Source organism: Citrobacter sp. TBCP-5362 (assembly GCF_005406305.1).
GTDB lineage: Bacteria > Pseudomonadota > Gammaproteobacteria > Enterobacterales > Enterobacteriaceae > Citrobacter_B > Citrobacter_B koseri.
Genome location: NZ_CP040234.1, coordinates 3,321,672 through 3,344,018 on the forward strand (window position 1 = coordinate 3,321,672; position 22,347 = coordinate 3,344,018).

Genomic DNA, 22,347 nt, shown 5'->3' on the forward strand with positions numbered 1-22,347 from the left:
CTAATTGCTGTGAGAGGTAAGATGAGAATTTGCCTGATGGCGCTACGCTTATCAGGCCTACAAGAAAATCGTAGGCCGTAGGCCCGATAAGCGTAGCGCCATCGGGCAATTTACGGATTAACCGAGGATTTTTTCAAGGTCGGCACGCACATCGGCAACGGCCTGAGTACCGTCCACTTTCGCGTATTTAGTGTTACCCGCTTCCGCTTCTTTCTGGTAGTAACCAATCAGCGGCGCAGTCATCTGATGGTATTCCACCAGACGCTTACGAACGGTCTCTTCCTGATCGTCTTTACGGGTGGTCAGCTCTTCGCCGGTCACATCGTCCTTGCCTTCCACTTTCGGCGGATTGAATTTGATGTGATAAACACGGCCAGACGCCGCATGCACGCGACGACCCACGATGCGGTCAACGATCAGCTCGTCCGGTACGTCGAATTCGAGAACATAGTCAACCGCAATGCCCGCTTCTTTCATGGCGTCAGCCTGCGGAATTGTACGCGGGAAGCCGTCCAGCAGGAAACCGTTGCGGCAATCGTCCTGCGCGATACGCTCTTTTACCAGCGCAATCACCAGCTCATCGGTCACCAGCTTGCCGGCGTCCATGATGTCTTTCGCTTGTTTACCCAGCTCGGAGCCAGATTTCACGGCGGCACGCAGCATGTCGCCAGTGGAGATTTGCACAATACCATATTTCTCCATGATGAACTGAGCCTGAGTTCCTTTACCCGCGCCCGGAGCGCCAAGCAGAATGATACGCATTACGAAAATCCCCTTAAAGGTTGTCGATATTTTTTAAAAAAGCGCTAAACGATACCACCATCACGCAATTCGCTCAAGGAAGGCGCCCTGCGCTGAAACGGTTAACGGCGGGAAAATGAAGAAAAAGAGAGGATAAAATAAAAAATGCCCGATGGCGCTGCGCTTATCGGGCCTACATAAGCAACCTGCTCGTAGGCCGGATAAGCATTAGCGCCATCCGGCATGACGCGGTGCCGATTAAGACACCAGCAACTGGTTCATACGACGGATAAACTGGTTCGGATCTTCCAGCGTACCGCGTTCGGCAAACAGCGCCTGATCCAACAACAGCTCTACCCATTCGTTAAACTGCGCTTCGTCCTGGGTATCCGCCGTACGTTTCACCAGTACGTGATCCGGGTTAAGTTCAAAGATGTATTTCACTTCCGGCACGGCCTGACCGGCAGCGGCAAACAGCTTCGCCATCTGGGTACTCATCTCGTCAGCGTCGGTGGTGACAATGGCCGGAGTATCGGTCAGACGATGCGTCAGACGCACCTCTTTCACACGATCGCCCAGCAGGGTTTTCACGCGCTCAACGAACGGCGTCAGCGCTTTTTCCGCTTCTTTTGCGCTTTCATCGACTTCATCCGCCAGTTTTTCCAGCGATTCGTCAACTTTAGATACGGACTGGAACGCCTTACCGTCGAACTCGGTCAGGTAATTCATCATCCACTCATCAATGCGATCGGAAAGCAGCAGCACTTCGATGCCTTTCTTACGCAGCAGCTCCAGGTGCGGGCTGCTCTTCGCCGCCGCGTAGCTGTCTGCCGTGATGTAGTAGATCTTCTCCTGCCCTTCTTTCATGCGGGAGATATAATCTTCCAGAGAGACGGTTTGTGCGGAAGAGTCCGTATGCGTTGAGGCAAAGCGCATCAGTTTCGCGATGGCTTCCTGGTTGGCATGATCTTCCGCCGGGCCTTCTTTCAGCACCAGACCAAACTGTTTCCAGAAGGTCTGGTATTTTTCCGCATCGTCTTTCGCCAGTTTTTCCAGCATTTGCAGAACACGTTTGGTCAACGCGCTGCGCAGGTTGCGGGTAACGGTGCTGTCCTGAAGGATTTCGCGGGAAACGTTCAGCGGCAGATCGTTGGAATCAATCAGACCACGCACGAAGCGCAGGTAGTTCGGCATAAACTGCTCGGCGTCGTCCATGATAAAGACGCGCTGTACGTACAGTTTCAGCCCATGCTTGTGATCGCGGTTCCACATATCCCACGGCGCCTGAGACGGGATGTACAGCAGGCTGGTGTACTCCTGCTTACCTTCCACGCGGTTGTGGCTCCAGGTCAGCGGGTCGGTGAAGTCGTGAGCAATGTGCTTGTAGAACTCGTTATACTCGTCGTCTTTGATTTCTGACTTGTTACGCGTCCACAGCGCCTGCGCCTTGTTGATTTTCTCCCAGGAGACGATCGTTTCACCGTCTTTTTCTTCCTGTTTTTCAATCTCTACTGGCAATGCGATATGGTCGGAATATTTGCTGATGATGGAGCGTACGCGCCAGTCATCAAGGAACTCGTCTTCGCCTTCACGCAGGTGCAGGGTGATTTCCGTACCGCGATCGTCTTTAGTGATATCCGCAACGGTGTACTCACCTTCGCCCGCCGATTCCCAGAACACGCCGTTTTCCGGCTTATCGCCCGCCGCGCGGGTACGCACGGTCACTTTATCCGCGACGATAAACGCAGAGTAGAAGCCGACCCCGAACTGGCCGATCAACTGGCTGTCTTTCGCCTGATCGGAACCCATGGATTCAAGGAAAGATTTAGTGCCGGATTTCGCAATGGTCCCCAGATGATCGATAACGTCATCACGGTTCATCCCCACGCCATTATCGGCGATGGTCAGCGTACGCTTATCTTTATCGAAGGAGACACGCACGCGCAGCTCGCCGTCGCCTTCATACAGATCCGGGTTCGACAGCGCGCGAAAACGCAGCTTGTCCGCCGCATCTGAGGCGTTAGAGATAAGCTCACGCAGGAAAATTTCTTTATTGGAGTACAGAGAATGGATCATCAGGTGCAGAAGCTGTTTTACTTCTGACTGAAAACCACGAGTTTCTTGTCCTTTCATTGGATAAATACCTCAACAATGCCATTTACAAGGTCAAAATGCGTTGAGGGAGAGATGGGGACGGGAAATGAGTTTTCAAGCGGGAGAACGCGAATGTTCTCCCGATTGATTAAAAACGAATCTTATGACGCCCGGCAAGCGAGTGGGACAGCGTGGTGCCGTCGACCATTTCCAGTTCGCCGCCCACCGGTACGCCGTGGGCGATACGGCTGGCTTCAACGCCATATTGCGCGCAAAGTTCGGCAATATAGTTCGCGGTAGCCTCCCCTTCGACCGTCGGGTTGGTCGCGAGGATCACTTCGCTGAGCTGTTCTGACGCCAGACGCTGCTCCAGACGATCGAGACCGATATCGTCCGGCCCGATGCCGTCGAGCGGCGACAGATGCCCCATCAGCACGAAGTAGCGGCCAGAGAATTGCCCGGTCTGCTCAATGGCGTAGATGTCCGCCGGACTCTCCACCACGCAGATTTGACCGTTTTCCTGACGACGCGGATTCGAACAGATATTGCACACGTCCTGCTCAGTGAAGGTGCGGCAATCGGCACAGTGGCCGATTTCCGACATCGCCCGGGTGAGCGCTTGCGCCAGACGCATCCCGCCGCTGCGGTCACGCTGAAGCAGCGTAAACGCCATGCGCTGCGCTGACTTCGGGCCAACGCCCGGCAGACAGCGCAGTGCTTCCATAAGCTGAGTTAACAGCGGGCTGGTTTGCATCAGAACGGCATCTTAAAGCCAGGCGGCAGTTGCATACCGGAGGAGACAGACGCCATCTTCTCTTTCTGGGTCTCTTCAATGCGACGCGCCGCATCGTTGAACGCCGCAGCGACCAGATCTTCCAGCATCTCTTTATCGTCTTCCAGCAGGCTTGGGTCGATTTCCACGCGACGGCAGTTGTGCGCACCGTTAATGGTCACTTTCACCAGACCTGCGCCAGACTCGCCGGTGACTTCCAGTTTGGCGATTTCTTCCTGCATCTGCTGCATTTTTTCTTGCATCTGCTGGGCTTGCTTCATCAGGTTGCCCAGACCGCCTTTTCCAAACATAAGCTCTCTCTCTTGATGGTTTACAATCGCAAGCCGGGCTTACGATCAAATGGGGCGAATACTCTCTTCATCCAGATCCGCGTCAAAGAATCGACGCAGCGTCTGAATGTTGTTATCCGCGATAATCGACTCACGCGCCTGCGCAAGTTTCTCTTCATAAATCGCCTGACGCCACTCCAGCGGCGTTCGCACCGCCGGATTATCATCTTCAACGATGGTCAGTTCAACCGTCGTTCCCGTCAGGGCGCTCAATGCTTCCGCCAGCTTTTGCTGCGCGCCAGTGGAGTTAAGGTGTCGCTGCGTGGAGCGCAGATGCAGGCAAATGGTATTGCCGTTCTCCTCTTTCCAGGCGTTTAACGCCACCTGTTCCACCAGCTTCGGCAGGGAGAGCTGGCTAATTTGTGCCGCCCACGGATCGCGTTCAGTCGCTTCCGCGGCCAGTTTGGTCGCCAGTTCCGGTGTTTTTTCATGCTCCAGCGCCTTTTTCAGCGCTTTCGGCGTGGCCACAACCTCTTTTACTTCCACCACCGGATTGGTCGCCTTCCAGCGGTAGGCTTCTTTCTTCGTCGGCGTCTGTTCCAGCGCAGACGGCGCCGGACGCGCCTGAACGCGTTCAGAGACAGAGGCTAATCTTTCCAGCGCAGCGTTATTTACCGGCCGCGCGCGGGAAGCGGCTGCCGGTTCACTCTTTTTTGTTTTGGTTGCTCCCTGAGCACGCTGAAGCTGGTTGCGCGCCGCCAGCACCTGGCTGGTGGCATCTGGCAACGGCACCTCCTGGCGTACCGGAGCGGATTGTTGAGAAGGCACCTGCGTCGGCGTCATCACCGCCGTTGGCGCGACCGGCGCAAAAGATTGCTGCGGTCTTTCCGGTTCCGGCAGCGGCATACGTGGGTGGAATGCCAGCGCGCGTAATAGCGTCATTTCAACGCCCATCCGTCTGTCCGGGGCATAGGGCAACTCTTTGCGCCCAATCAACAGCGTCTGGTAATAGAGCTGTATGTCCGCTGGCGGCACAGTTCGCGCCAGTTCACGCATGCGCTGCTCAATCGCCGCCATATCGTTACCCAGCGCGGCAGGCGACAGCTGCACCATCGCAATGCGGTGCAACAGCCCCAGCATTTCGACCAGCAGCGCTTCCCACTCAATACCGCGCGCGGCGGCATCGTTCACCAGCGACATCACGCGCTCGCCATTGGCGGCAACCACCGCCTCGACCAGCGAAAGCGCCTGGTCATCATCCAGCGTGCCGAGCATCGCGCTCACCGCCAGGGTGGAGACCTGCCCGTCACCGCTGGCGATCGCCTGGTCGGTCAGGCTTAGCGCATCGCGCAGGCTGCCGTCCGCTGCGCGGGAGAGCAGTTGCAGCGCGCGCGGCTCATGCGCGATATGTTCTTCGTTAAGGATATGCTCAAGCTGATGGCGAATTTGTTCGACATCCAGCGCCTTGAGATGGAATTGCAGGCAGCGCGACAAAATCGTCACCGGCAGCTTCTGCGGATCGGTGGTCGCCAGCAGGAATTTGACGTGTGCAGGCGGTTCTTCGAGCGTTTTAAGCAACGCGTTGAAGCTGTGCCGCGAGAGCATATGCACTTCGTCGATCAGATAGACCTTAAAGCGGCCGCGCGCGGGCGCGTACTGGACGTTGTCCAGCAGGTCGCGGGTATCTTCCACTTTGGTGCGCGACGCGGCGTCGATCTCAATCAGATCGACAAAACGCCCCTGCTCGATTTCCCGGCAGTTGTCACATACGCCGCACGGCGTGGCGGTGATACCGGTTTCACAGTTCAGTCCCTTCGCCAGCAGACGGGCGATGGAGGTTTTACCGACGCCACGGGTGCCGGAAAAAAGATATGCGTGATGAATACGCCCTAACGACAAGCCGTTCGCCAGTGCGGTCAGCACATGTTCCTGGCCGACGACGTCAGCAAAGGTTTGTGGGCGCCATTTTCGGGCTAAGACCTGATAACTCATTGGCTGGCTCTGAAACGCTGGAAGGTGGATTCATGGGGGGAATGCTAACACAACCTCGCAAATACAGCGAGGTTGTGAGGCTTTATTCGCGACGCTCACCCTTTTGAGCCGCCGCAAGCGGCGTTCAAAACGCAAATGCGTTTTGTCGGGCACTGGCCGGAACCAAAGTGGCGAATAAGCTAGCCTGAATCAGTGCCCCGGGAAGGGAACCAGGCTATAACAGGTAATCCCCTGTTTTGCCAGACGCTGCTCACCACCCAGATCGAACAGATTAATGATGAAAGCGGCATCGGTCACTTCCCCACCCAGACGACGGATCAGCTTCACAGTCGCTTCAATTGTGCCGCCGGTCGCCAGGAGATCGTCCACCACCAGCACTTTATCGCCCGGTTTGATGGCATCAACGTGGATTTCCAGCTGATCGGTGCCGTACTCCAGCTCATAGCTTTCAGCGATCGTTTCACGCGGCAGTTTGCGCGGTTTACGCACCGGAACAAACCCGACGCCCAGGCCCAGCGCGACCGGCGCGCCAAACAGGAAGCCACGCGCTTCGGTGCCGACAACTTTGGTGATGCCTGCATTTTTGTATCGTTCAACCAGCAATTCAATGCTGAGCGCATAGGCTTTCGGGTCTTCCAGCAAGCTGGTGACATCACGGAAAAGAATGCCCGGTTTCGGGTAATCGTGAATGCTTTTAATGCTATTTTTGAGAAACTCAAGCTGCTGTGCAGTCGCGGTCATGGATATATGCCTGCTATTACGGTGTTACTCACGGCGCGAATTAAGGGGGTCAAAGTAACGATTGTTTAACCTTTAACCGTCTGCGCCTGTGCTCGAAAACGGTCGAATTTACTGGCTGCGTAAGACAATTGCAACAGCGATTATTGCGCTTCAGTGCTTTTATTGCTTTTATTGCTTTTATTGCTTTTCATCAATCACCGGTATCCGCCACATAAAAATCAACAGGCAGGCCAGGATCGCCAGCAGCAGTATTCGTACCCACATCATATGCACCAGCCAAAGCGAGATACCGAATGTAATCAATATCAACGCAATAGCGCGCGGTTTCGCCCCCGGCGGCATCGCGCGATGCTTTTGCCAGTGACGCAAATAGCCGCCAAACCAGGAGCGGTAAAGCAGCCAGTCATGAAAGCGCGGCGACGAACGGGCAAAACACCAGGCCGCCAGTAAAATAAACGGCGTAGTAGGCAATAGCGGCAACACGACGCCCAGCGTCCCTAACACTACCGCCAGCCAGCCAATGATGATTAAAATAGTACGTTTCATAATGACAGTACGTAGCACACAAGGCTGCTACTGTAGCATAACAGTTATCATTTTCATCGGAGTGTTACATTGAAAACCGCCATGCTGTTACACAGGCTGGAAAGCCAGCTCGCCAGTCTGCGCCAGCAGAGCGCGCCGCTGGCACAGCATGCGACGCTCAGCGCACGCTTTGACAGGCATCTTTTTCGCACCCGCAGCACGCTATTGAAGGCGTATCTGGATGAAGCCGGAACCAACCTTGACGCGTTGCGCCATGCGGTTGAACAACAGACGCTGCCGCAGATTGCCTGGCTGGCGGAACGCCTGGTTTCACAGATTGAGGCGATAACACGGGAAACCGCGACCTGGTCGCTCAGGGAGTGGGACAGCGCCTCCCCGGGGCTGGCGCGCTGGCAACGTAAACGCGTAAAGCATCAGGAGTTTGAGCGTCGTCTGCTGGAAATGGCCGAGGAGCGTAAAGCCCGTCTGGCGCAGGTCACCGGCTTCACCGAGCAGCAGGCGCTGCACCGGGAAATCGAGGCGTTTGAAGGCCGTCTGGCGCGCTGTCGTCATGCGCTGGAAAAAATAGAGCGCGTACTGGCGCGCCTGACCCGTTAACCACTGGAGAAAATATGTCGCTTGAGAATGCCCCGGACGACGTCAAACTGGCCGTCGATCTGATCGTCCTGCTTGAAGAGAATCAGTTGCCCGCGCAAACCGTGCTACGCGCGCTGGAAATTGTGAAGCGTGATTATGAAAACAAACTAAAAAACGCGGAAGACGCCTCGCAAAGCGATTAAAAGGGAGCTGGTGCGTCCTCACCGTCAATGTCAGAGTCTGCGTCGGGACACAATGACGACGGACAGTTCATGGAACGACTTTCAACCACGCCGCATGATGCGGTATTTCGGCAACTGCTGACGCAAAAAGCGATCGCGCGGGATTTTTTACAGATCCATTTACCTGACACCTTTCTTCGCATCTGCAATCTGGATTCCCTGACGCTGGAGTCAGGAAGTTTTGTCGAAGAGAACTTACGGGCCAGCTATTCAGACATCCTCTATTCCCTGCAAACTACGCATGGACCAGGCTACGTTTATGCGCTGATTGAGCATCAAAGCAAACCCGATAAATTCATGGCGTTTCGCCTGATGCGTTATGCCATCGCCGCCATGCAGCGGCATCTTGATGCCGGGCACGACACGCTGCCGTTAGTGGTTCCCTTACTGTTCTACCACGGGTCAATTAGCCCGTGGCCCTACAGCCTGAACTGGCAGAATATGTTTTGTGAGCCCGCGCTTGCCAATAGCCTTTACAGCAATGAATTTGCGCTGGTGGACCTGACCGTAATGCCGGATAATCAGATCATGCGGCATCGGCGAATGGCGATGCTGGAGCTACTGCAAAAGCATATACGCCGACGCGATCTGGCCGAATTACAGGATCAATTAATCACGCTATTAACGCAGGAACACCTTACCCGTAGCCAAATCAACGTGCTGATACACTATATGTTGCAGGTTGGGAATACCACGGACCCCGGCGCGTTGATCCGCAAACTGGCCAGCTGCGCCCCCCAGTATAAGGAGCAACTGATGAGCATTGCCGAATGGCTGGAAGAGAAAGGCAGAGCAGACGGACTGCAAAAAGGAATGCAACAAGGACGGCAGAAGGGTTTAGAAGAAGGTCGTCAGGCCGAAGCGCGCAGCATCGCTCTCAAAATGCTCGACAGCGGTCTGGCCCCCGATCTGATCACCCACCTAACCGGACTCTCGCCAGAAGAGCTGTCTGCGCTCTCCCATTAGAGGTACTCAGGGCGGCCTGGCCGCCCTGAACAGAACTTAGCCCACCGACGGCGTCGGATCGTCGCCTTTGATTTCGCGTTTGACTTCCGTCACCTCGTCACCTTTCTCATTGCGCAGATGCACTTCAAGCTGGTTAAAAGCGATGTCGATGTTATTTTCACGGCACAAACGATCGATGGTCCGGTTCAGCTCATCCACCGTATGGCTGCGATCGCGCAGTTCACGCACGTACAGACGCAGTTCATGATCGAGCGTACTGGCGCCAAACGTGGTAAAGAACACCGCAGGTTCTGGCTCACGCATCACTTTTGGGTGCTCCGTCGCCGCCTGCAACAGCACTTTTTTCACTTTGTCCAGATCCGAGCCATAGGCGACGCCAAGGCGGATCACCAGCCGGGTGGTGGTGTCGGACAGCGACCAGTTGATCAATCGTTCGGTCACGAAGGCTTTGTTCGGAATGATCACCTCTTTACGATCGAAGTCGGTAATGGTGGTCGCACGAATACGGATCTTGCTGACCGTCCCGGAGAAGGTGCCGATAGTCACCGTATCGCCAATGCGTACCGGGCGTTCAAACAGGATAATAATGCCAGAGACGAAGTTACCGAAAATCTCCTGCAAGCCGAAACCAAGACCAACCGATAACGCCGCCGCCAGCCACTGTAGTTTGTCCCACGATACGCCAAGCGATCCGAATACCGTCATCGCGCCAACGGCAATGATGATGTAGTTGAGGATCGTGGTGATCGCATACGAAGCCCCCTGGCGCATTTTCAGTCTGGAAAGTACCAGAACTTCCAGCAGGCCAGGTAAGTTACGGATCAGCGCCCAGGCCACCATTGACACAATAATGGCAAACAGCAGGCTGCCCATCGTAACGTTTTTAACCACCGCAGCGCCCGCTTCCGTGCCGTTGTAGTGCCAGAGCGTGATGCTGTCGAGATAGCTGAACACGGTGATCAGATCGGACCAAATCGCCCAGAACATCACCCCGAACAGGGCAATCATCAGCAGCATGGTGATGCGCAGCGTTTGCTGGTTAACCTGTTCCAGCGCAATGGTCGGTTCTTCCTGCGGCTCCGCGCCTTCCGCCCCCTCTTTCACCAGATTCTGACGACGCGCCAGCGCACGGCGCCAGGCAATACGACGCGCCGCGACGCTCAGGCCGCGTAACACGGTCTGATACAGCAGGTTCCAGATAATCACCAGATAGACGGTTTCAATCCAGCGCCCGGACAGGCGTAGCGTGGTATAGAAATAGCCCGTCGCGGTCAACACCATCAACGCGACGGGAATGATGGAGAGCACGGTAATCGTGATCAGACGTAAACCATGCGACTCCTTATCACGCCAGCTATCGCGGCACATTGGCCACACCAGCAGAGTAATAAGCAGAAGGTTGAGGAAAATCACCACCTGCCCCAGCACATCGTCCATCAGGTGCAGCGGAGAAAGTTCAGCGACCACCGACCAGAAATGCAGCGGCAGTAGCGCCAGACTGATGCGCACAATCTGGCGGCGCCAGTGGCTGGTCAATTTCGCCGGCATGCCGAAGTGCCGAATGGCAACGCCCTCTTTCTCCAGCACCTTCCAGCACAGACCGAATACCAGCCAGAACAACGCCAGCTTTTTACTGAACGCCCATAACAGGTCGCTAATATTCAACTGCATGGTGAGGAGGATCAGCCCTACCGCAAGGATTATCAGACAAACCGGCAAGGCGCGAATCAGATCGATGAAAATCGCTTTCGGCGTATTGAGCTGGCTGTCGTTACGCAATGATCCCACCGCGGCCGCCAGCTTCTCCTGGTACGCTTTAAGCCATTTCAGTCGCCAGCGAATCACCCCGGCGATCAGCAGCAAAGGCAGCCCCGCGAGGAATGCGATGAATACCGCAGGCCAGGCCTTTTCCCAGTTCACCGTAATTTTCATCGACCTGAACTGATCTTTCAGCGTTTGCGGGAAGGCTTTAATCCAGTCCCAGTCCATCGGGCGGTTACTGTTAACCCAAAAGATTTGCTGAGTCAGGATCTCTTTAAGGTTTTTCGAGACGCTCATCAGCTGCTGTTGATTGATTTGCAGGTTAATGGCCATCATCAGCTGATTGCCCAGTTGCTTATTCAACTGATCCAGCAATTCCCTGCGCATATCAACCACTTGCAGCAGCGCATCATGCACTTCGTCATTAACCTCGTCAGTGTGCCCTTCTTCCAGTTTGGCCACAAAGGCATCGTTCTGGAACAAAGCGTCACGCTGCTGGTTAACTTCAAACTGCTCCAGACGCAAATCCGCAATCCGGTTGGTCATATCGACAAGTTCATCTGCCGACGGCAGCGTTTGCTGCTGCTGATACAAGATACGCGACAACAGCAAACTGCCTCTCAGCACCGCAATCTGCTCTTTGATATTGCGCTCTGATTGCAGCGCGCGATCAAGCCAGTTTTTGACTTTGATGTTCTGCTGCATGAGCGCGTTGCCGTTTTCGGTTGCCGTGATCAAGCGCTGGCTCAGTTGATGATTGACATCCAGCTCCTGCTTCACAAGAGGGTTAGCCTGAATACGCGCCGTTTCATCCGGCGAGATCGCCTCCTGCGCCGTCTTCTCGGTTAGCGTCAGACGTTTGCTGTTGACCGCTTCCTGCAAAAGCTGGAGCTGGTGTTCCAGTCGATTGGTGTTCGCCGTGACGTAATCGCGCTGTTTTTGCAGGGTATCCTGCAAAACCGTATTGCCTTCCAGACTTTTGCGCTGTTGATCGATTTGCGCGTTAAGCAACGCCTGTTGCGCCTGTAGCAGAGCCTGTTGACTCGGGCGCAATGCGCCATCCCCGACACTGGTGCCGTCCAGTCGATTACGGATTTGCTGCATTTGCTGCGACGCGGTATACATCGCGTTTTGCACACGCTCAGGCTGCGTCTGGAGCGAAACCAGCTGACTATTGTAAGTCGCCAGATCGTTTTGCGAGTTCTGCAAATCGTCCAGCACCTGCGCAACCCGAAGTTCCAGCTGGCGCAGCGAAAGCGTGCTCAACGTTTTTCGCGTTTCGTCGTCATTATCCACATCGCTGAGGGCATTCAGCGCGTCCGTCGCCTGACGCATTTTTTCCGGCGCCTGCGCGACTTTCTGGCGTAATTGCGTGGTCTCCTCTTTTACCCGATCGATTTTATCAAGCGTGGCGAGCGTATCGATGAGATCCTGCTGGACCAGTTTATCCAGCGCCGAGAGGTCTTTCTGTTTACCCAGCGCATCCAGCTGGCTTTGCACGTCTGCTTTCGACGGCAGATCGCCATTCGTTTGCGCACGGGCAAACGCCGACGACTGACCGCACAGCAATAACACAAAGAAAATGATTGAGATAAAAACAAGATGCGATGAACGTTTATAGAGCTGCAACATAGTCATGGGAGTGAAGGTTTCTGAACCGGAAGAATGACCGGAAATAGTCAAGCCGCAAGAATATCACGGCGGTGACGGACAGAATAGCGGAACAGAAAATGTCCAGGATAATTCCTGGAATGATATCAGGGGCTTTCGAGGGCAGGCGCCGCCCTCAGCGTCGGGCAAAGCAGATACATTTCCAACAAGATGGCGACGTAATCTCGCGCTTCTTTTTTCAGATCAAAGGATTGCGGCGCAAAGAGCCAGTTTTCCATGATGCCGGAAATATAGCCGCGCATTAATATTGCCGCACGACGCGTCATCAGGTTTCCCGGGAGCATTTTTGCTTTAATACAATGTGTTAGCGTTTGTTCAATGCGATCATAGCTTTCCACGCAGATGCTTCGCTGCGCCTGTTGCACTACCGCCATTTCACCCACGAATTCGCATTTGTGGAATATAATTTCCATCAATAAACGTCGGCGCTCTTCCGTCACGGTTGCTTCAAGAAGATGGACTAAAATTTCTCTTAATACTGATAGTGGATCGTCGGGGAATTTTGCCTGATACTCAATCTCAAGCTCACCAATATTGGATTCTGATAGCTCCCAGATTTCACTGAATAAATCCGACTTGTTTTTGAAGTGCCAATAGATTGCACCGCGTGTAACGCCAGCGGCTTTTGCAATCTCCGCGAGCGAAGTGGATGATACCCCTTGTCGCGAGAACAAACGCAGAGCTACATCCAGGATGTGTTGCCGAGTTTCCTGTGCTTGTTGTTTGGTTTTTCGTGCCATATGTCGGTGAATTTACAGGCGTTAGATTTACATACATTTGTGGATGTATGTACCATAGCACGACGATAATATAAACGCAGCAATGGGTTTGTGGACTTTTGACCATTGATCAATTTGAAATCGGACACTCGAGGTTTACATATGAACAAAAACAGAGGGTTTACGCCTCTGGCGGTCGTTCTGATGCTCTCAGGCAGCTTAGCGCTAACAGGATGTGACGACAAACAGGCCCAACAAGGTGGTCAGCAGATGCCAGAAGTTGGGGTTGTGACGCTCAAAACTGAACCTCTACAGATCACTACTGAACTCCCGGGTCGCACCAATGCATACCGTATTGCGGAAGTTCGTCCTCAGGTAAGCGGAATTATCCTGAAACGTAACTTTACGGAAGGCGGCGACATTGAAGCGGGTGTGTCTCTCTATCAGATTGATCCTGCGACTTACCAGGCGGCTTACGAAAGCGCCAAAGGCGATCTCGCTAAAGCGCAGGCGGCTGCAAATATCGCTCAGTTAACGGTTAAACGTTATCAGAAACTGTTGGGTACGAAATACATCAGCCAACAAGACTACGATAGCGCGCTGGCAGATGCGCAACAGGCGAATGCGTCCGTTGTGGCGGCAAAAGCGGCCGTTGAAACCGCACGCATTAATCTGGCGTATACCAAAGTGACCTCCCCGATTAGCGGCCGGATCGGTAAATCATCCGTAACGGAAGGCGCGCTGGTACAAAACGGCCAGGCTACCGCCCTCGCGACAGTACAGCAACTCGACCCGATCTATGTGGATGTAACGCAGTCAAGCAACGACTTCCTGCGCCTGAAACAGGAGCTGGCGAGCGGCAAACTGAAGCAAGAGAACGGCAAAGCGAAAGTCGAGCTGGTCACCAGCGACGGCATTACCTATCCGCAATCCGGTACGCTTGAGTTTTCTGACGTCACCGTCGACCAAACCACCGGTTCTATTACGTTACGCGCAATCTTCCCTAACCCGGACCATACCTTACTGCCTGGTATGTTTGTTCGCGCACGTCTGGAAGAAGGCACCAATCCTGATGCATTGCTGGTTCCCCAGCAGGGCGTTACCCGTACGCCACGCGGTGATGCCAGTGCGTTGGTTGTCGGCGCCGATGACAAAGTGGAAACCCGTCAGATCGTCGCAAACCAGGCGATTGGCGATAAGTGGTTAGTCACTGATGGACTCAAATCGGGCGATCGCGTGATTGTTACCGGGCTGCAAAAAGTGCGTCCTGGCGCGCAGGTTAAAGCGCAGGAAGTCACCGCGGATAATGAACAGCAAGCCGCAAGCGCTAACCCGTCTGAACAGTCTAAGTCTTAACTTAAACAGGAGCCGTTAAGACATGCCTAATTTCTTTATCGATCGCCCTATATTTGCGTGGGTGATCGCCATTATCATCATGTTGGCAGGGGGCCTCGCGATCCTCAAACTGCCGGTAGCGCAATATCCAACGATTGCGCCGCCCGCAGTGACGATCTCCGCGACTTACCCTGGCGCTGATGCGAAAACCGTGCAGGACACGGTGACGCAGGTTATCGAACAGAACATGAACGGTATCGATAACCTGATGTACATGTCCTCAAACAGTGACTCCACGGGTACCGTGCAGATCACCCTGACCTTCGAATCCGGTACGGATGCAGATATCGCGCAAGTTCAGGTGCAGAACAAACTGCAACTGGCCATGCCGCTGCTTCCCCAGGAGGTTCAACAGCAGGGTGTGAGCGTTGAGAAATCATCCAGCAGCTTCCTGATGGTTGTGGGCGTCATTAACACCGACGGCACCATGACCCAGGAGGATATCTCTGACTACGTTGCGGCGAACATGAAAGACGCCATCAGCCGTACGTCAGGTGTGGGTGACGTGCAGCTGTTTGGTTCGCAGTACGCGATGCGTATCTGGATGGACCCAACGAAGCTGAACAACTTCCAGCTCACGCCAGTGGATGTGATTAACGCGATCAAAGCGCAGAACGCCCAGGTTGCGGCCGGTCAGCTTGGCGGTACGCCGCCAGTGAAAGGCCAGCAACTGAACGCCTCCATCATCGCACAAACGCGTCTGACCTCTACGGAAGAGTTCGGTAAAATTCTGCTGAAAGTGAACCAGGATGGCTCCCAGGTTCGCCTGCGCGATGTAGCAAGAATTGAACTGGGCGGTGAGAACTACGACATCATTGCGAAGTTCAACGGACAGCCTGCGTCTGGTCTGGGGATCAAGCTGGCGACCGGTGCGAACGCGCTGGATACCGCAAACGCCATCCGTGCAGAACTGAAGAAGATGGAACCGTTCTTCCCGTCAGGGATGAAGATCGTTTACCCGTATGACACCACCCCGTTCGTGACGATCTCCATTCACGAAGTGGTGAAAACGCTGGTAGAAGCCATCATCCTCGTGTTCCTGGTCATGTACCTGTTCCTGCAAAACTTCCGCGCGACGTTGATTCCGACAATCGCGGTGCCGGTGGTGCTGTTGGGGACATTCGCCGTGCTTTCGGCGTTCGGTTTCTCGATAAACACGCTAACAATGTTCGGGATGGTGCTCGCCATCGGTCTGTTGGTGGATGACGCCATCGTGGTGGTAGAGAACGTTGAGCGTGTAATGTCCGAAGAAGGATTGCCGCCGAAAGAAGCCACGCGAAAATCAATGGGCCAGATTCAGGGCGCGCTGGTGGGTATCGCGATGGTGCTGTCAGCGGTATTTATCCCGATGGCCTTCTTCGGCGGGTCTACAGGGGCTATTTATCGTCAGTTCTCCATCACCATTGTGTCCGCAATGGCGCTGTCAGTGCTGGTGGCATTGATCCTGACGCCAGCCCTGTGCGCCACCATGCTTAAGCCGGTTGCCAAAGGCAGCCACGGGTCAACCAAAGGTTTCTTTGGCTGGTTCAACAACATGTTCGAGAAGAGCACGCACCACTACACCGACAGCGTAGGCAACATCCTGCGCAGCACCGGTCGTTATCTGCTGCTCTATCTGATCATCGTTGTCGGCATGGCTTACCTGTTCGTTCGTCTGCCAAGCTCCTTCTTGCCGGACGAGGACCAGGGGGTCTTCCTGAGCATGGCGCAGCTGCCAGCGGGCGCAACCCAGGAGCGTACGCAGAAAGTTCTCGATGAGATGACCGACTATTATCTCACCAAAGAGAAAGATAACGTTGAATCCGTCTTTGCGGTTAACGGCTTTGGTTTTGCTGGTCGTGGTCAGAACACCGGTATCGCGTTCGTCTCGTTGAAAGACTGGGCCGACCGTCCGGGGGATGAGAATAAAGTCGATGCGATCACCGGTCGCGCGATGGGCGCATTCTCCCAGATTAAAGATGCGATGGTGTTCGCCTTTAACCTGCCAGCGATTGTCGAACTGGGTACGGCAACGGGCTTCGACTTCCAGTTGATTGACCAGGGCGGCCTCGGTCATGAAAAACTGACGCAGGCGCGTAACCAGCTATTTGGCGAAGTTGCAAAACACCCGGATCTGCTGGTCGGCGTTCGTCCGAACGGTCTGGAAGATACGCCGCAGTTCAAGGTCGATATCGATCAGGAAAAAGCGCAGGCGCTGGGTGTTTCCATTAGCGATATTAACACGACGCTGGGCGCAGCATGGGGCGGCAGCTATGTGAACGACTTCATCGACCGTGGTCGTGTGAAGAAAGTTTACGTCATGTCTGAAGCGAAATACCGTATGTTGCCGGAAGATATCGGAAACTGGTATGTGCGCGGTAGCGATGGTCAGATGGTGCCGTTCTCGGCCTTCTCCTCCTCGCGCTGGGAATACGGTTCACCGCGTCTGGAACGCTATAACGGTCTGCCTTCAATGGAAATCCTCGGCCAGGCGGCACCAGGTAAGAGTACCGGTGAAGCAATGGCGATGATGGAAGAGCTGGCAAGCAAACTGCCATCCGGCATCGGCTACGACTGGACCGGGATGTCTTATCAGGAACGACTGTCCGGCAACCAGGCGCCTGCCCTGTACGCCATTTCACTGATCGTGGTCTTCCTGTGTCTGGCGGCGCTGTATGAGAGCTGGTCTATTCCGTTCTCCGTTATGCTGGTGGTGCCGCTCGGGGTTATCGGCGCGCTGCTGGCGGCAACCTTCCGTGGCCTGACCAACGACGTTTACTTCCAGGTGGGCCTGCTCACAACCATTGGGTTGTCGGCGAAGAACGCGATACTTATCGTCGAATTCGCCAAAGACTTAATGGATAAAGAAGGCAAAGGTCTGATAGAAGCAACGCTGGAAGCGGTACGTATGCGTTTACGCCCGATCCTGATGACGTCTCTGGCGTTTATCCTCGGTGTTATGCCGCTGGTTATCAGCTCTGGCGCAGGTTCCGGCGCGCAGAACGCTGTGGGCACCGGCGTAATGGGCGGGATGGTCACCGCAACGGTTCTGGCTATCTTCTTCGTTCCGGTCTTCTTTGTGGTGGTACGCCGCCGCTTTAGCCGCAAGAGCGAAGACATTGAGCACAGCCATTCGGTAGAGCATCATTGATTCATCTCCTGTGAAAAGGCCGCGCAAGCGGCCTTTTTTCTGGATAAAAATCATAAAAAGCGCTTATTGTTAGTTTGTTTATTCACCGTAGAATAAATAAGACATATAATCCCCAGCGTGCTAAAGGCTATTCTTAGAGAGTCTGGTCATTTCTTATTTTTTCCGTTAATTAAGAAATCATTAAGATTATTCCTGGTATATCGTGAGTGTAACAGCCTTCTTAACAATCGTTGTTAGCACAAATGACGATAACTCAATGATTGCAAAAACAATAAAAAGATCGCCTCATTTCAGGCATCGTCTTTTACGGTTAAAATGTAAAATTGCGTTGGGGCAACATACTTTTACCTAATTGTAATTTTTCGTAATAGGACGATGAAATCTTTTTTAGAGTGGATTATAGTTAAAACATCAGGAGAAGAGCGCAAGTTCCAGGTCAGTTAGTTGTATCCATCCCGAAAGGTGTTCGGTTAGTTCAAGCCACTAAGAAGGGGATGCGTTATGGATGAGTACTCACCCAAAAGACATGATATCGCACAGCTTAAATTTCTCTGTGAAACCCTGTATCATGACTGTCTTGCAAACCTTGAAGAAAGCAACCACGGTTGGGTTAATGACCCTACTTCGGCAATCAATCTTCAGCTCAATGAACTGATAGAGCATATTGCAACCTTCGCACTTAATTATAAAATTAAGTATAATGAGGACAATAAGCTGATTGCACAGATAGATGAATATCTGGATGACACCTTTATGTTGTTCAGCAGTTACGGCATTAATGCGCAGGATCTGCAAAAATGGCGAAAATCAGGAAACCGCCTGTTTCGCTGCTTCGTCAATGCCACCAGGGCGAATCCTGTTAGCTTGTCATGTTAAAAATTATTACAATCATAGGTAAGATTTATGTCCGATAAACCATTAACGAAAACAGATTATTTGATGCGTTTACGACGCTGCCAGACAATAGACACGCTGGAACGTGTAATAGAGAAAAATAAATATGAATTGTCTGACAATGAATTGGCTGTATTTTACTCAGCAGCAGATCACCGTCTTGCAGAATTGACGATGAATAAGCTCTACGACAAGATTCCCACCTCCGTGTGGAAATTCATTCGCTAATTTTTGCATAACGCTATGGAGAATACGTTCGTTCTGCCTGACCGAGGGCTTCCCTGTATTTACCGTTAATTCCTATTTTACGTCTCGTGATTTAGATCACATCAAGGCAACGGGAACGTTCCCTTAAAAGGCGTTGCGCTTTACTGTACTGCGGCAGTTAATCCACAAACAGAAGAGTGCATAATGAGCGAAGAAAAGCAGAAGATGATTGCCGGTGAGTTATATTGCCCGGCCGATGAGACATTGCGCAACGACCGCCTGCGGGCGCGCCAGTTGCTTCATCGATACAACCACTCCGCACCGGACGAGAAGAATGCGCGACAGGCTATTCTGAGCGACCTGCTAGGCCAGAGCGACGGTGCGTATATTGAACCCTCCTTCCGCTGTGATTACGGTTACAATATTTACCTCGGCAAAGCATTTTACGCTAACTTCGACTGTGTGATGCTGGATGTCTGCCCGATTCATATCGGCGACAATTGTATGCTCGCGCCTGGCGTGCATATCTATACGGCGACGCACCCGCTGGATGCCACAGAACGCAATAGCGGTAGGGAACTGGGTAAACCTGTAACCATCGGGAATAATGTCTGGATCGGCGGTCGCGCCGTGATTAACCCTGGCGTCACCATTGGCGATAACGCCGTTATCGCATCAGGCGCCGTCGTGACCAAAAGCGTTCCGGCCAACGTTGTGGTCGGTGGAAATCCCGCACGAATCATTAAAACGCTGTAAAGCGAATTGTAACTGTTATGATAAATTGTGGTTAATCTGTTACTTTTTTCATGAAGTTCGCCCTTCTAAAATGGGCTGTTCCCTGAATGTTACAGAAATCACAAAGGCAAATGATGACAGAAATACAGCGCCTGCTGACGGAAACGATTGACGATCTCAATGCTCGCGAGAAACGCGACAACAGACCGCGTTTCAGTATTAGTTTTATTCGCAAACATCCGGGGCTGTTTATTGGCATGTATATCGCCTGGTTTGCCACGCTGGCCGTCATGCTGCAATCAGACACGCTGGTGGATTCAGTGTGGCTGCTGGTCGTATTATTCGTCCTGTTGAATGGTTTTTTCTTTTTTGATGTCGCCCCGCGTTATCGCTACGAGGATATCGACGTGCTGGATTTCAGGGTTTGCTATAACGGAGAATGGTATAACACGCGTTTCGTTCCCCCTGCGCTGATCCACGCTATTCTTCAGTCACCGCATGTTGGCAGCGACCAGAAAGCACAATTACAGAAGATGATAACGCGTAAAGGCAAACTCTCTTTCTACGATGTTTTCACGCTCACTCGCACAGAAACAAGCCACTAGTTTTCTCACTGTTGCAGATGTAAAAAGTGCGTACCGTCCCTGGCACGCACTGTAGTCCCTGCAATGTTGGCAAATCATTAACGTCTTTTTTTACGACCCTGCACCGCTTTAAAACGTGGATTGGATTTGCAGATCACATATAAACGCCCTTTGCGTTTAACTATCTGGCAGTCCGGGTGCCGCTGCTTTGCGCTACGCAATGAATTCAGTACCTGCATCTTATCCTCGCTTAGCGCCAATAAAATTTCCGAAACGTTTCTGGAAACGTGCTGCGCTGCCTTCGTTATCAAAGGTTTTTTGTTTTCCGGTGTAATAAGGGTGTGATTTAGAAGACACCTCAATGGTGACATACGGATAAGTCACGCCCTCAAGCTCAATCTCACGCTCGGTTTTGATCGTTGACCCCACCTTAAAGTATTCATTCGCACTGGTATCGTGGAACACCACGGTGCGATAGGCAGGATGGATATTCGGTTTCATGACAGCCTCAATATTATGTTATAACGTAACAATAAAATACGCCGCAAATTGCCGCTTTTCAACCCTCATAATGATGTGGTTATCCTTCAACATTGTACGTTTTAAGTCGAAACAAGCCCTTATTGAGCCAGAAAGAGCAAAAGCAGTTAGAATAACGTGATTAAACGAAGGGCTTTTTTACGTTCAGATATACTCGCCATATGCTGCATCAATAAGGATATCACCGTGACAACACGACATTTGGTCAGCCTGGTCACAGGGGTGCTCATTCTGTCTGTCCTTGCCCCTGTGGGATTAAGCCTCTGGCTCGCTCATCGCCAGGTTGAAAAGAAATTTATTGAGGAACTTAACGTCTATTCATCACGCGTAGCCTTACGCGCTGACAAAGTTGCCTCCCAGAGCAAACTGGCGTTAGGCCAGCTAAACGCCTTTCGCGGTACGCCTTGTAGTAATGCGCATTTACTGACAATGCGCCGAATATCTTACAGTCTGCGCTACATTCAGGAAGTGCTATACCTCGACCAAAATATGCCTGTTTGCTCATCGCTGGAGCAAAAAAGCGCCCCCTTCGTTTTCCCCAAACCGGAAAAGATCACCCTGGACGGCTACCGCATATGGCTTACCTCGCAAAATGATTTAGGGCTCAAGCGCTTTATGGTCGCTGTGGGTAAAGGACACTATGTGGTCATGATGGACCCCGCCTCCTTCATTGATGTGATCCCATTTAGTTCATGGCATATTGATGCCGCTATTATTGGCGAAGCAAATAACATCGTGGCCGCCAGTAGCAATCGGCTCGATCCCGACATTATTCGACAATTGCAGCAGTCGCCCGGTCAATACCGGGAAGATCGCAACAGTGTCTACACAATTCAGCGCTCTCCTGAAATGAACATCGCCATCGTGACCTGGGCCTCCACGCTGCCGCTACAAAAGAACTGGTATCGCCAGGCTTTTATCTGGCTACCGCTGGGGATGATGGCGAGCCTGCTGGCGGCGGCGTTTATTCTGCGCATTCTTCGCCGCTTACAATCACCACACCACCGTTTGCTGGACGCCATCCATAACCGTGATATTAAGGTGCATTATCAGCCGATTATTTCGCTGAGTAGCGGGAAGATAGCAGGCGCGGAAGCACTGGCTCGCTGGCCGCAAACCGACGGCAGCTACCTTTCGCCAGAAATATTTATTCCCCTCGCAGAACAAACGGGGCTTTCCGAACCGCTCACCCACCTGATTTTAGAGACCGTTTTTGAGGAGATGGGAACATGGCTGCGACAACACCCTGAGCAGCACATTTCTATCAATATTGAGGCAACGACCCTTGCGTCAGAGAAACTTCCGGTACATCTCAGCCAGTTGCTTAACCGGAGTCAGATTTCACCGTCGCAAATCGCGCTGGAGTTGACCGAGCGTGAGTTTGCCGATCCCAAAACCAGCGCGCCAGTCATTGCCAGATACCGCAAAGCTGGTCACGCGATTTATCTTGATGACTTTGGCACTGGCTATTCCAGTCTTTGCTACTTACAGAATCTGGACGTGGATATTCTGAAGATCGACAAGTCCTTTGTTGATGCGCTGGCCTACAAAAATGTGACGCCGCATATTATTGAAATGGCGAAAACGCTGAAGCTGAAAATGGTGGCGGAAGGTATTGAAACGACGCATCAGGAGGACTGGTTACGCCAGCACGGCGTGCAGTATGGTCAGGGATGGCTTTACAGCAAAGCGCTGCCCGCCGCAGAATTTATTTTGTGGGCGGAAAAACGGATTTAGAATGGGGACGGCTG

At 53.0% G+C, this 22,347-nt stretch carries 21 protein-coding genes and 1 other annotated feature; of the genes, 10 read left to right on the forward strand and 11 right to left on the reverse strand.

All coding sequences use genetic code 11. The features are described from left to right. Positions 1 to 117: 117 nt before the first annotated feature. From adk to FD428_RS15885, 7 genes are all read right to left on the reverse strand, one after another. Positions 118 to 762: an adenylate kinase gene (adk, locus tag FD428_RS15855; protein ID WP_012133500.1), complete on the reverse strand. Its 645-nt coding sequence runs from the start codon at positions 760 to 762 to the stop codon at positions 118 to 120. 237 nt (positions 763 to 999) lie between these two features. Continuing rightward, complete coding sequence (gene htpG / locus FD428_RS15860; protein WP_012133501.1) at positions 1,000 to 2,874, reverse strand: molecular chaperone HtpG; 1,875 nt, start codon at positions 2,872 to 2,874, stop codon at positions 1,000 to 1,002. Positions 2,875 to 2,983: 109 nt separating this feature from the next. Then, positions 2,984 to 3,589: a recombination mediator RecR gene (gene recR, locus FD428_RS15865; protein ID WP_012133502.1), complete on the reverse strand. Its 606-nt coding sequence runs from the start codon at positions 3,587 to 3,589 to the stop codon at positions 2,984 to 2,986. Further along, the gene (locus FD428_RS15870; protein ID WP_001515903.1) at positions 3,589 to 3,918 is read right to left on the reverse strand and encodes a YbaB/EbfC family nucleoid-associated protein; all 330 of its coding nucleotides are present in this window, start codon (positions 3,916 to 3,918) and stop codon (positions 3,589 to 3,591) included. The genes recR and FD428_RS15870 overlap by 1 nt, the downstream gene beginning before the upstream one ends. 45 nt (positions 3,919 to 3,963) lie before the next feature. Further along, on the reverse strand, positions 3,964 to 5,889 hold the full coding sequence (gene dnaX / locus FD428_RS15875) for a DNA polymerase III subunit gamma/tau (RefSeq protein WP_012133503.1): 1,926 nt from the start codon (positions 5,887 to 5,889) through the stop codon (positions 3,964 to 3,966). Beyond that, positions 4,567 to 4,631: a sequence feature (DnaX frameshifting element), on the reverse strand. Its footprint overlaps the gene before it by 65 nt. A 189-nt stretch (positions 5,890 to 6,078) precedes the next feature. Beyond that, positions 6,079 to 6,630: an adenine phosphoribosyltransferase gene (apt, locus tag FD428_RS15880; RefSeq protein ID WP_012133504.1), complete on the reverse strand. Its 552-nt coding sequence runs from the start codon at positions 6,628 to 6,630 to the stop codon at positions 6,079 to 6,081. Positions 6,631 to 6,807: 177 nt separating this feature from the next. Further along, on the reverse strand, positions 6,808 to 7,176 hold the full coding sequence (locus FD428_RS15885; RefSeq protein ID WP_114847719.1) for a DUF454 family protein: 369 nt from the start codon (positions 7,174 to 7,176) through the stop codon (positions 6,808 to 6,810). A gap of 69 nt (positions 7,177 to 7,245) precedes the next feature. Between FD428_RS15885 and priC the strand changes: the two genes are divergently transcribed. The 3 genes from priC (at position 7,246) to FD428_RS15900 (ending at position 8,960) form a co-directional block, all read left to right on the forward strand. After that, positions 7,246 to 7,773, forward strand: coding sequence for a primosomal replication protein N'' (priC, locus tag FD428_RS15890; protein ID WP_114847718.1), 528 nt, complete (start codon positions 7,246 to 7,248; stop codon positions 7,771 to 7,773). 14 nt (positions 7,774 to 7,787) lie between these two features. Beyond that, positions 7,788 to 7,955 (forward strand): pleiotropic regulatory protein RsmS, encoded by a 168-nt coding sequence (gene rsmS, locus FD428_RS15895; RefSeq protein WP_012133507.1) that lies wholly within the window; start codon positions 7,788 to 7,790, stop codon positions 7,953 to 7,955. Positions 7,956 to 8,024: 69 nt separating this feature from the next. Beyond that, positions 8,025 to 8,960, forward strand: a complete 936-nt coding sequence (locus tag FD428_RS15900; RefSeq protein WP_114847717.1) for an Rpn family recombination-promoting nuclease/putative transposase — start codon at positions 8,025 to 8,027, stop codon at positions 8,958 to 8,960. Between the two features lie 36 nt (positions 8,961 to 8,996). On the opposite strand, the gene mscK is transcribed toward FD428_RS15900, so the two are convergent. Then, positions 8,997 to 12,359 carry a mechanosensitive channel MscK gene (gene mscK, locus FD428_RS15905; protein WP_047458417.1) on the reverse strand — a complete coding sequence of 1,121 codons (3,363 nt, stop codon included), beginning with the start codon at positions 12,357 to 12,359 and terminating at the stop codon, positions 8,997 to 8,999. A gap of 119 nt (positions 12,360 to 12,478) precedes the next feature. Further along, a complete protein-coding gene (acrR, locus tag FD428_RS15910) occupies positions 12,479 to 13,132 on the reverse strand; it encodes a multidrug efflux transporter transcriptional repressor AcrR (RefSeq protein WP_012133511.1) in 654 nt (217 codons plus the stop codon). Positions 13,133 to 13,273: 141 nt separating this feature from the next. Here acrR and acrA point away from each other — a divergent pair, with 141 nt between their 5' ends. The 6 genes from acrA (at position 13,274) to FD428_RS15940 (ending at position 20,077) form a co-directional block, all read left to right on the forward strand. Continuing rightward, complete coding sequence (gene acrA / locus FD428_RS15915) at positions 13,274 to 14,467, forward strand: multidrug efflux RND transporter periplasmic adaptor subunit AcrA (protein WP_012133512.1); 1,194 nt, start codon at positions 13,274 to 13,276, stop codon at positions 14,465 to 14,467. A 22-nt stretch (positions 14,468 to 14,489) separates the two neighbouring features. Beyond that, on the forward strand, positions 14,490 to 17,636 hold the full coding sequence (gene acrB, locus FD428_RS15920; RefSeq protein WP_012133513.1) for an efflux RND transporter permease AcrB: 3,147 nt from the start codon (positions 14,490 to 14,492) through the stop codon (positions 17,634 to 17,636). 501 nt (positions 17,637 to 18,137) lie between these two features. Then, a complete protein-coding gene (gene tomB / locus FD428_RS15925) occupies positions 18,138 to 18,512 on the forward strand; it encodes an Hha toxicity modulator TomB (protein ID WP_012133514.1) in 375 nt (124 codons plus the stop codon). A gap of 27 nt (positions 18,513 to 18,539) precedes the next feature. Then, a complete protein-coding gene (locus FD428_RS15930; protein ID WP_002892050.1) occupies positions 18,540 to 18,758 on the forward strand; it encodes an HHA domain-containing protein in 219 nt (72 codons plus the stop codon). 183 nt (positions 18,759 to 18,941) lie between these two features. Continuing rightward, complete coding sequence (gene maa, locus FD428_RS15935) at positions 18,942 to 19,493, forward strand: maltose O-acetyltransferase (protein ID WP_049009805.1); 552 nt, start codon at positions 18,942 to 18,944, stop codon at positions 19,491 to 19,493. 113 nt (positions 19,494 to 19,606) lie between these two features. Next, positions 19,607 to 20,077, forward strand: coding sequence for a YlaC family protein (locus FD428_RS15940; protein ID WP_114847774.1), 471 nt, complete (start codon positions 19,607 to 19,609; stop codon positions 20,075 to 20,077). Positions 20,078 to 20,154: 77 nt separating this feature from the next. On the opposite strand, the gene ykgO is transcribed toward FD428_RS15940, so the two are convergent. Further along, complete coding sequence (ykgO, locus tag FD428_RS15945; protein WP_003859006.1) at positions 20,155 to 20,295, reverse strand: type B 50S ribosomal protein L36; 141 nt, start codon at positions 20,293 to 20,295, stop codon at positions 20,155 to 20,157. A gap of 1 nt (position 20,296) precedes the next feature. After that, the gene (locus tag FD428_RS15950; protein WP_012133519.1) at positions 20,297 to 20,557 is read right to left on the reverse strand and encodes a type B 50S ribosomal protein L31; all 261 of its coding nucleotides are present in this window, start codon (positions 20,555 to 20,557) and stop codon (positions 20,297 to 20,299) included. Between the two features lie 225 nt (positions 20,558 to 20,782). Here FD428_RS15950 and FD428_RS15955 point away from each other — a divergent pair, with 225 nt between their 5' ends. Then, a complete protein-coding gene (locus tag FD428_RS15955) occupies positions 20,783 to 22,333 on the forward strand; it encodes an EAL domain-containing protein (protein WP_114847716.1) in 1,551 nt (516 codons plus the stop codon). Positions 22,334 to 22,347 lie beyond the last annotated feature (14 nt).

Excerpts from the sequence above, each read along its gene's own strand:
- rsmS (WP_012133507.1), top strand. The coding sequence starts at position 7,788 with ATGTCGCTTGAGAATGCCCCGGACGACGTCAAACTGGCCGTCGATCTG.
- FD428_RS15885 (WP_114847719.1), bottom strand. The coding sequence starts at position 7,176 with ATGAAACGTACTATTTTAATCATCATTGGCTGGCTGGCGGTAGTGTTA.
- FD428_RS15930 (WP_002892050.1), top strand. The coding sequence starts at position 18,540 with ATGTCCGATAAACCATTAACGAAAACAGATTATTTGATGCGTTTACGA.
- acrB (WP_012133513.1), top strand. The coding sequence starts at position 14,490 with ATGCCTAATTTCTTTATCGATCGCCCTATATTTGCGTGGGTGATCGCC.
- recR (WP_012133502.1), bottom strand. The coding sequence starts at position 3,589 with ATGCAAACCAGCCCGCTGTTAACTCAGCTTATGGAAGCACTGCGCTGT.
- FD428_RS15950 (WP_012133519.1), bottom strand. The coding sequence starts at position 20,557 with ATGAAACCGAATATCCATCCTGCCTATCGCACCGTGGTGTTCCACGAT.
- mscK (WP_047458417.1), bottom strand. The coding sequence starts at position 12,359 with ATGACTATGTTGCAGCTCTATAAACGTTCATCGCATCTTGTTTTTATC.
- FD428_RS15900 (WP_114847717.1), top strand. The coding sequence starts at position 8,025 with ATGGAACGACTTTCAACCACGCCGCATGATGCGGTATTTCGGCAACTG.
- FD428_RS15940 (WP_114847774.1), top strand. The coding sequence starts at position 19,607 with ATGACAGAAATACAGCGCCTGCTGACGGAAACGATTGACGATCTCAAT.
- FD428_RS15870 (WP_001515903.1), bottom strand. The coding sequence starts at position 3,918 with ATGTTTGGAAAAGGCGGTCTGGGCAACCTGATGAAGCAAGCCCAGCAG.
- acrA (WP_012133512.1), top strand. The coding sequence starts at position 13,274 with ATGAACAAAAACAGAGGGTTTACGCCTCTGGCGGTCGTTCTGATGCTC.
- apt (WP_012133504.1), bottom strand. The coding sequence starts at position 6,630 with ATGACCGCGACTGCACAGCAGCTTGAGTTTCTCAAAAATAGCATTAAA.
- htpG (WP_012133501.1), bottom strand. The coding sequence starts at position 2,874 with ATGAAAGGACAAGAAACTCGTGGTTTTCAGTCAGAAGTAAAACAGCTT.
- tomB (WP_012133514.1), top strand. The coding sequence starts at position 18,138 with ATGGATGAGTACTCACCCAAAAGACATGATATCGCACAGCTTAAATTT.
- acrR (WP_012133511.1), bottom strand. The coding sequence starts at position 13,132 with ATGGCACGAAAAACCAAACAACAAGCACAGGAAACTCGGCAACACATC.
- dnaX (WP_012133503.1), bottom strand. The coding sequence starts at position 5,889 with ATGAGTTATCAGGTCTTAGCCCGAAAATGGCGCCCACAAACCTTTGCT.
- ykgO (WP_003859006.1), bottom strand. The coding sequence starts at position 20,295 with ATGCAGGTACTGAATTCATTGCGTAGCGCAAAGCAGCGGCACCCGGAC.
- maa (WP_049009805.1), top strand. The coding sequence starts at position 18,942 with ATGAGCGAAGAAAAGCAGAAGATGATTGCCGGTGAGTTATATTGCCCG.
- adk (WP_012133500.1), bottom strand. The coding sequence starts at position 762 with ATGCGTATCATTCTGCTTGGCGCTCCGGGCGCGGGTAAAGGAACTCAG.